5 protein-coding genes are annotated in these 7,634 nt (G+C 44.1%); 2 read left to right on the top strand and 3 right to left on the bottom strand.

From position 1 onward, the window contains the following. Nucleotides 1-314 precede the first annotated feature (314 nt). Nucleotides 315-2,054, bottom strand: a complete 1,740-nt coding sequence (locus AACR75_RS01140) for a bifunctional metallophosphatase/5'-nucleotidase (protein ID WP_047688392.1) — start codon at nt 2,052-2,054, stop codon at nt 315-317. Nucleotides 2,055-2,313: 259 nt separating this feature from the next. Between AACR75_RS01140 and AACR75_RS01135 the strand changes: the two genes are divergently transcribed. Continuing rightward, entirely contained in the window at nt 2,314-3,945 is a 1,632-nt protein-coding gene (locus tag AACR75_RS01135) for an ATP-dependent endonuclease (RefSeq protein WP_026028965.1), read from the top strand. Between the two features lie 159 nt (nt 3,946-4,104). Here the strand turns inward: AACR75_RS01135 and AACR75_RS01130 are convergent, their stop codons facing one another. Beyond that, the gene (locus AACR75_RS01130) at nt 4,105-4,611 is read right to left on the bottom strand and encodes a DUF1097 domain-containing protein (RefSeq protein ID WP_047688390.1); all 507 of its coding nucleotides are present in this window, start codon (nt 4,609-4,611) and stop codon (nt 4,105-4,107) included. A 328-nt stretch (nt 4,612-4,939) separates the two neighbouring features. Then, on the bottom strand, nt 4,940-5,845 hold the full coding sequence (locus tag AACR75_RS01125) for a LysR substrate-binding domain-containing protein (RefSeq protein WP_013867825.1): 906 nt from the start codon (nt 5,843-5,845) through the stop codon (nt 4,940-4,942). 239 nt (nt 5,846-6,084) lie between these two features. Here AACR75_RS01125 and focA point away from each other — a divergent pair, with 239 nt between their 5' ends. Continuing rightward, nucleotides 6,085-7,536: a formate transporter FocA gene (gene focA / locus AACR75_RS01120; protein ID WP_026028498.1), complete on the top strand. Its 1,452-nt coding sequence runs from the start codon at nt 6,085-6,087 to the stop codon at nt 7,534-7,536. Nucleotides 7,537-7,634: the final 98 nt, after the last annotated feature.

The following is a 7,634-nucleotide window of genomic DNA, read 5'->3' as shown; positions in this document are numbered from 1 at the left end:
CTTCCCTAGAGTCGTGAAGAAAAAGCCAAGCCGATACCCTAGAAAATACAATGCCGCTCACCTTAAGTGAACGGCATTAGAGCCATTTATGCTCCTTTTTAGCTTAGATTTTTATACGCCTGCCAGTGGTAATAAATACACCAATACAGACCATGCACTGACCCAAGCAACGACGACAGCAGCATCTAACCAATCTCTAATCCACATTATACTTTCCCCTTTCACATCTTCATGCACCTTCATCGGGTTGAAGATGCGTTAAGACTGAAAGTTAAAAAGCAAAGTCTATGCCAGTAAATTTATGTCAAACCGAGTTACTGATAATGATGTTGGAGTTGAGTTCCTGCGTGGTTAAGTATTTCAGGTTTTTCCGTCAGCAGTTCAATAAACGCATCGGCCATTGACACATTCGAAACAAAACCTTCTCCCTTCATTTTCAGTATCGCATCATATCCCTCTTTGCCTTTCATGGTATAGGCCGAAGAGGTCCCACAATAATAACGATTAAGATCAATTGGTTGCCAACCTTTTTGCTCATCAAATAACAACACATTTGTGATGCGTTGTCCTACAGGCCGATCGGCGGCATAAGTAAACGAGAGATTGTGGGTGTAAGGATAACTGCCAGAACCTGTGCCGTCGACCCCATTGCCCAGCGCATTATTAATCGCCCCTTCAAGCATCTCAATTAAGGTTTCTCCCTGCACTCGGTAGACACCAATAGGAACGGCAAAAGGCAATAAATTTCCGGCAATGTCTGCCACCGAAACTTGTCCGGCGTTGAGCGAGTTTCTGACTCCACCAGCGTTATGTATTGCAAACTGCACGGGGTGCCCTCTTTGCCGCATGGCATAGACGAATGATTGAGCCACCAAAGGAGCCAACTCACTCGGCCCAGTTTCATCAGGAATTCTGACGTGTCTTAAGAAACGATCAGCATGTGCGATAATATTTTGTTGCAGCTGACGTACTCGCGGCATGTATTTATCGATCAATATTCCTTGGACCTGCGGATCTTTCTTACACACCACCACATTAGGGTGCTGGCTTAAAAATTCGCACGCCGCTAAATGGGTGTTATCGGTGCCCGCTTCGCTCATGCTGGCATCAAGAAATAGTCGACGGCCAAGTAACAGTTCATTACGACCCTGAAATTTGTCCACTTTGCCATCGGCTGAAAAGTCGATATAACAATGACCTAAGCTCAAAGAATGATAACCGGATTGGACGACATAAGTGTCGTTAATTCTTAAACCATACTCATCATCTTTCATCAGCCCTAGTGCACTAAAATCACCTTGTAATCGGTGGCTATGCCCGCCGACGACAACACTAATGCCTTCCACTTGCTGTGCGAGCTCAATGTCCGCTTCATAACCTAAATGGCTAAGTAGAACAATTTTGTTGATCCCTTTAGCGCGTATTTCAGTAACCGTATTTTTTGCCGTTTGGATAGCGTTAATAAATGGAGTATCGAGATCTGGGTTGGCAATATCAGCCATTTTATCGAGTGACAAGCCGAAAATTGCAATCGTTTCATCACCAGCCTGTTTTTCTATCCAGCGAGCGTATTTACCTTGAGGTTGATAACTTATCACTTGCGGGCTACCGGCTATTGGAAAAGGCTTATTCGATCTTTCATTGGAAAGATCCCAATTGCCAGCTAGCAATGGAAATTGAATACGTTTAACAAAATGGGCAACGGGTTCATTACCCATATCCAGTTCGTGATTGCCTAATGCCATCGCATCAAGATTCAATGCGTTGAGCATGTCCGCATTGGCTTTACCTTTAAATAGCGAGAAATAGAGCGTGCCTTGGAAACAATCCCCAGCGTGTAAAAATACAAAGGCTCGCTTCATACGCGCCGCATCTTCTTTCAATTGCTGAACTCGTGTTGCAATTCGTGCAAAACCGCCAGCGCTTACATACGGTGTTAAAGTCTGCTGTTGGATGTGGAGAGTCAATTGCAGCGATGTCGGTTCAAAATATGAGTGAGTGTCATTAATGTGTGCCAGCATAATTGATGCTGGTCTATTCTTTTTATGCATCATTTATCTTTCTCTTCTTTTTCCACTCTATCCTAGCTGAAGAATCATGACAGAATCGTGACTTTTATGAAACGAGTTTGAAAATATAATTACGCTAAGTCAACCTCATCACGCTTTGTAGCCTTTGTCTCATTCGGCTGCCCCTACATAAACACTTGATATGTGAGCCAGCAGCCTACTTATCTGCATAATTTCCATTATGCTTAAAGAAAAACAGACTCAGCGAGAAGCTAACTTGTTGAGTTATAAAAGGAGTCTGCCTATGCATCTAGAGCGAATTGAAATTTCCGGATTCAGAGGAATCAAACGTTTATCGCTCGCTTTTGATGAACTCACCACATTGATCGGTGAAAATACTTGGGGTAAGTCCTCATTGTTGGACGCCTTATCAGTAGTGCTACCAGCCAACGGTGTACCTTATCAATTTGAAATGCAAGATTTCCACGTCGATTACTCTATCGCTCATCCTCAAACTCAGCATTTACAAATTGTCTTAAGCTTTGTTTCTACAGACAAAAATGAATCTCGATCCGGCCGTTATCGTAAGCTGAGGCCGATTTGGGTTGAAGATGAAACGGGTACGAAACGGATATTCTATCGCATCAGTGCCACTCGTGAGCGATATGATATTACCACTCGCTACCTGTTTTTAGACCTCGAAGGCAATCCACTACCGCTGCATCATTCCGAAAAATTAGCGCAAGAGCTGATGAGCTTACACCCAGTGATCCGTTTGAAAGATTCACGGCGTTTCGAGCGACCTTTCGTCAATGGTAACGGTAAAAATTCTCGCGCCGAAAAACGCATTGATAATACCTGTCGTCGTTTACTGGCCATTCCTGGACATGTCAACAAAGGCGAGATGAGAAGTAGCCTTAACTCAATGAATGTATTAGTTGATCACTATTTTTCATTCAAAAGTCAGACACGTAAAAACCCAAGACAGCAACGGGACAGCTTAGTCTATTCCAGCCCAACCGCCGATAAAAACATAAGCCAATTTGTTGAAGAGACTAAAAATAAGCAAACTCGTTTGCTGTTGATGGGCTTACTCAATGCTTATCTGCAAGCCAAAGGCCCAACTGACCTACGACGTTGCGCTAGGCCGCTGCTGATTATCGAAGATCCCGAAGGTCGATTGCACCCTACTCATCTGGCGCGCGCTTGGAGTTTACTTCAACTATTACCCATGCAGAAAATTCTCACAACGAACAGTGGTGATCTGCTTGGCTCTGTTCCCCTTCATTCGATTCGGCGTTTGGTGCGTACTTCTGACCGTACCATTGCAAATTCGATGATCTCTCGTGGATTGAGTAAGGACGAACTACGACGTATCGGTTTTCATATCCGTTTTCATCGCTCAGGGGTGCTTTTTGCTCGCTGCTGGTTGTTGGTTGAAGGAGAAACTGAGGTGTGGCTGTTTAGTGAGCTGGCTCGCCAGTGTGGCTATAATCTAGCCGCCGAAGGAGTACAAATTGTCGAATTTGCTCAGTCTGGTCTGAAGTCCTTAATTAAAGTGGCGAAAGCGTTTGGCATTGATTGGCATGTCGTGACTGATGGCGATCCCGCTGGCAAAAAATATTCGTCAACGGTACGCGGTATGCTAACAGGTGATCAAGAACGGCATCGCCTGACCGAACTTCCCGATCGAGATATCGAACATTTTCTGTACTCTCATGGCTTTGAACATTTCTTCAAAGATTTGATTAAAATACCTTACGATCATCCAATCCCTGCGAAAAAAGTGGTCACACGTGTGCTGAAAAAACACGCGAAACCTGATTTGGCGCTTGCCATCGTTTCCCATTGTGAACAACAAGGTGTGGACTTTATTCCTGTACTGCTGCGCTGGACACTAAAACGCGTGATTACGATGGCCAATGGCCACACGTAAAGGCACACATGATTGTGTGCCTCGTATCATTTCCATTTCGCTATATGTGACTAATCTTATATTGAATGGGTATATCAACAATTTTGATGAATCGATACGGATCAATTGGGGGTAACCTTTACCAATGCAGATTTCACCAGCATTAGTCTTAAACATAAATTAACAAGTTGAGGATTTAGAACGCGTTTCAACAGTTGCGCTGTCGCTCAGCGCTGGCTGGTTAGATCGTTGATGCAACCACATACCACTTGTTTTCATCGCAAAGCCCAAAATGCCACCTAATAGAAGTGATGGAATAACCAGTTGCCAATCACCACCAGCAGCAAAAGTGGCACAAGCGCCAATAAAGGTTCCAGGGATATAACCAAGCCACGCTTTCGACGCTTGAATGCACATTAAAAATGCCACTACCGCAGTGACAACGTAACCCAACATATCCAAGCTCACCAAACTGGATGAATGAATAATGACCATTGCCCAAAAAACGCCACTGATATTAGTTATCAAACTTTCTGCAAGACCTTTAATACCCTCGGTTGGAGAGGCAAAATAACTCGTACATCCTAAAAAGCCAGCCCATGATAGTAAGCCTAACGAAACGGCTATCCAGCCCCAAACACCAGAAAGAATGCCTGTCGTTAGTGAAATTGCAAATAGTGTGCTCATAGCGCCCTCATTTAGCCGCTATCTGCCTGTCATTTAACAAGCCGTTGCTATAGCGACATCAATAAATCAAGTGCCGATATTAAAAGCTTCAACCACAGATGACTAGTGACCCAAGTCATGAAATAAATGCAATGACTGCACTTATTTCATTGAAATGTTGACGCAAACGATAAATCAACACATTTGAAGTGCTTTTTAATCAAGCATGAGCGTTAGATTAGGTGATGAGGGTGTGTAGCATGATGCTAAATGCGAACACTCAACAGCTTCACTTATCACACCCCATATTGAGAAGTAACAAAGTAAATCATAACCAAGATTAACAAGCTTAAAGTACGCTTGGTCGTCCTTTCATCATGCGCAGTCCTTCACGCTTAATGCACTCAACCAACGGGTTTTCAGCCATATCTGCTCGCCAAATAAACGACAACGTTCTTTCCATATTCAGATCAGGCACATTGAGCGCTACCAGTTGGCCATTCTCAATAAAGCGTTCTACATCGAGGTAAGGTAAACAAGTTAAGTACGGACCATTCGCAACCATACTGCGTAGCACAGGAACATGTTCGTACTCTCGCCACACATCTAAATCGGAAATAAGATGGTGAATCGAGCTATCAAAAATATTTCGAGTGCCAGAACCGTGCTCTCTTAACACCCATTTAGCTTGTTCAAGCTGTGCAAGACTCACCGTTTTACATTTGGCAAAAGGATGATGAGCCGAAGCTATCACTGTTAGGTGATCTCGACACCACACTTCTTGGGAAATACGGTTATCATCGCATCGACCTTCAATGATACCAAGGTCATATTTGTAGTCGAGGATGCCATCGATCACCCCTTTGGTGCTTTTCACACCAAGCTCAATACGCATCTCTGGGAAATCGTTATCAAGAATGCTGATAAGGTCTGGAACGAGGTGCTCGGCAGGGGTCTGGCTGGCCCCCATACTGATTTCACCGCTAAGCAAGTGCTGATCATAAAAGCCCATTTCGATCTGCTGAGCATCTTGTAATAAACGCTTCGCTTTCGGCCTAAGCCACATTCCCCAATGAGTCAATGCCATTTGCTTTCCTTGTCTTTCGAACAAAGGGCGACCTAACATTTTTTCCAATTGTGCTAGCGACATACTGGTCGCGGATTGAGTTAACGCTAATTTATCCGCAGCTTGACTGACGCTGCCACTATCGGCAACAGCATCGAAAACTGCTAATTGTTTGAGTGAATACCGCACTGCTTTTCCTATTTAGCTTTCATCTACTGCGCGCCACACCTTTAATTTCAAGGGAGTTAATATGCGCAAACGGTTTCATTCTACTCTTTCATTTATTCATATCAATTCATTTGATGAGTAATCTAAAAATTATCAATTTTACTACTTCATGACCCGTTCGTTAGTCTGTATGGGAAGCAAGGCATGACGCTTTGTTTGAACTTGGGAGGTAATTATGAAATTGAGCTTTGGGAGCGTGTATGTCAGCAGCCTACTCTGAAAATAAACAGCTGTTCTCACCGATTGAGATGATGGCAGAAGCCGAGAAATTTGCATTAAGCAAAGCCAAGAAAAGTAGCGGTATGACACTGAGCCTTGCCATTATGGCTGGTGCTTTTATCGGCTTAGCATTTTTGTTCTACATCACTGTCACCACAGGCAGTGCTAACGCAGGTTGGGGGCTCAGTCGGTTAGCGGGTGGTTTAGCCTTTAGCATGGGGCTGATTTTAATCGTGATTTGTGGCGGTGAACTGTTCACCAGTTCCGTATTGTCGAGCATTTCTTGGGCCAATAAACAAATCAGCTTTAGCAAAATGTTATCCATTTGGGGCAAGGTTTATATCGGTAACTTCATTGGTGCCATGTTCTTACTGCTTTTGGTTACTGGGGCTGGTCTCTATCAGTTGGATGATGGTCAATGGGGTTTGAATGCGCTGAACATCGCGCAGCACAAACTGCACCATACACCTGTTCAAGCATTTTCTCTTGGGGTGCTATGTAACTTACTGGTTTGTCTTGCTATTTGGTTAACGTTTAGCTCAGCCAATGCAATGACCAAAGCCGCAATGACAATTTTGCCTGTGGCGATGTTCGTCTCTAGCGGCTTCGAGCACTGCGTAGCCAACATGTTTATGGTCCCTTTAGGCATTGTGATTCAAAACTTTGCACCAGAGAGCTTCTGGCAGCAGATCGGTATCAGTGCCACTCATTACGCAGATTTGAACATTCATCAATTTGTGGTGGCAAACCTTATCCCAGTGACTTTGGGCAATATCGTCGGCGGTGCTGTGTTGGTTGGTCTCGCCAACTGGTCTATTTTCCGCCGTCCACAACTTAAAGCCGCAAACATTAGCACTATTACGGAAACAGCAACAATTACGTCAGTGAAGGAAACGAAAATGAATAAAACAATTACAGTTAAAGACATTATGAACACCCAACCTGTAACTCTAGGCGTGGAAATGCCAACCGCAGTTGCCATTGATATGTTACTGGATAACCAGCTCGATAGTGCTCCTGTGGTTGATGTGGCTGGTCGTTTGGTCGGGTTTTTCTCAGCTCACGATGTCATGGTGGATTTATGGTGCCAAGACTACCTCCCTACCGAAGGGCAAAAAGTGGTGGATCTTATGAGCCGCGATGTTATCGCCATCGATGCATCTGACCGTCTGATTGATATCGCCGAATTTTTATGTATCGATAAAGAACAGTTATACCCTACTACTAGCATGGGTATTGCTACTCGTTTTAGCTCACTCTCTTTAGAAGAGCGCGCAAAAAGCATGAAAGTGAACAAACCACAAAATCTCCCCGTCCTTGAAGATGGCAAGTTTGTCGGTATGCTAACTCGTAACCATGTACTGGCAGCACTACGTCCAATTTATGGCGAGCGTCTAAGCGTGGTCAAAGAGCGTACGTTAGAAACGGCTTAACACGTTGTTTTGTTCAAAACGGTTTTTGGTCAGGAAATAAGTCGCTTGGCTAAAAAGCAAAGACCCCGCATTGCGGGGTCTCTTTGATTCATCTATTT

The sequence above is a fragment of the Vibrio sp. ZOR0018 genome, assembly GCF_963865925.1.
In the GTDB taxonomy this organism is placed as follows: domain Bacteria; phylum Pseudomonadota; class Gammaproteobacteria; order Enterobacterales; family Vibrionaceae; genus Vibrio; species Vibrio anguillarum.
Note: the sequence above shows the minus strand (reverse complement) of the source record. Positions and strands in the feature narration are given on the sequence as shown.

Bases quoted from the DNA above. Each gene is read 5' to 3' on its own strand.
- focA (WP_026028498.1), top strand. From the start codon at position 6,085: ATGTCAGCAGCCTACTCTGAAAATAAACAGCTGTTCTCACCGATTGAG.
- AACR75_RS01140 (WP_047688392.1), bottom strand. From the start codon at position 2,054: ATGATGCATAAAAAGAATAGACCAGCATCAATTATGCTGGCACACATT.
- AACR75_RS01135 (WP_026028965.1), top strand. From the start codon at position 2,314: ATGCATCTAGAGCGAATTGAAATTTCCGGATTCAGAGGAATCAAACGT.
- AACR75_RS01130 (WP_047688390.1), bottom strand. From the start codon at position 4,611: ATGAGCACACTATTTGCAATTTCACTAACGACAGGCATTCTTTCTGGT.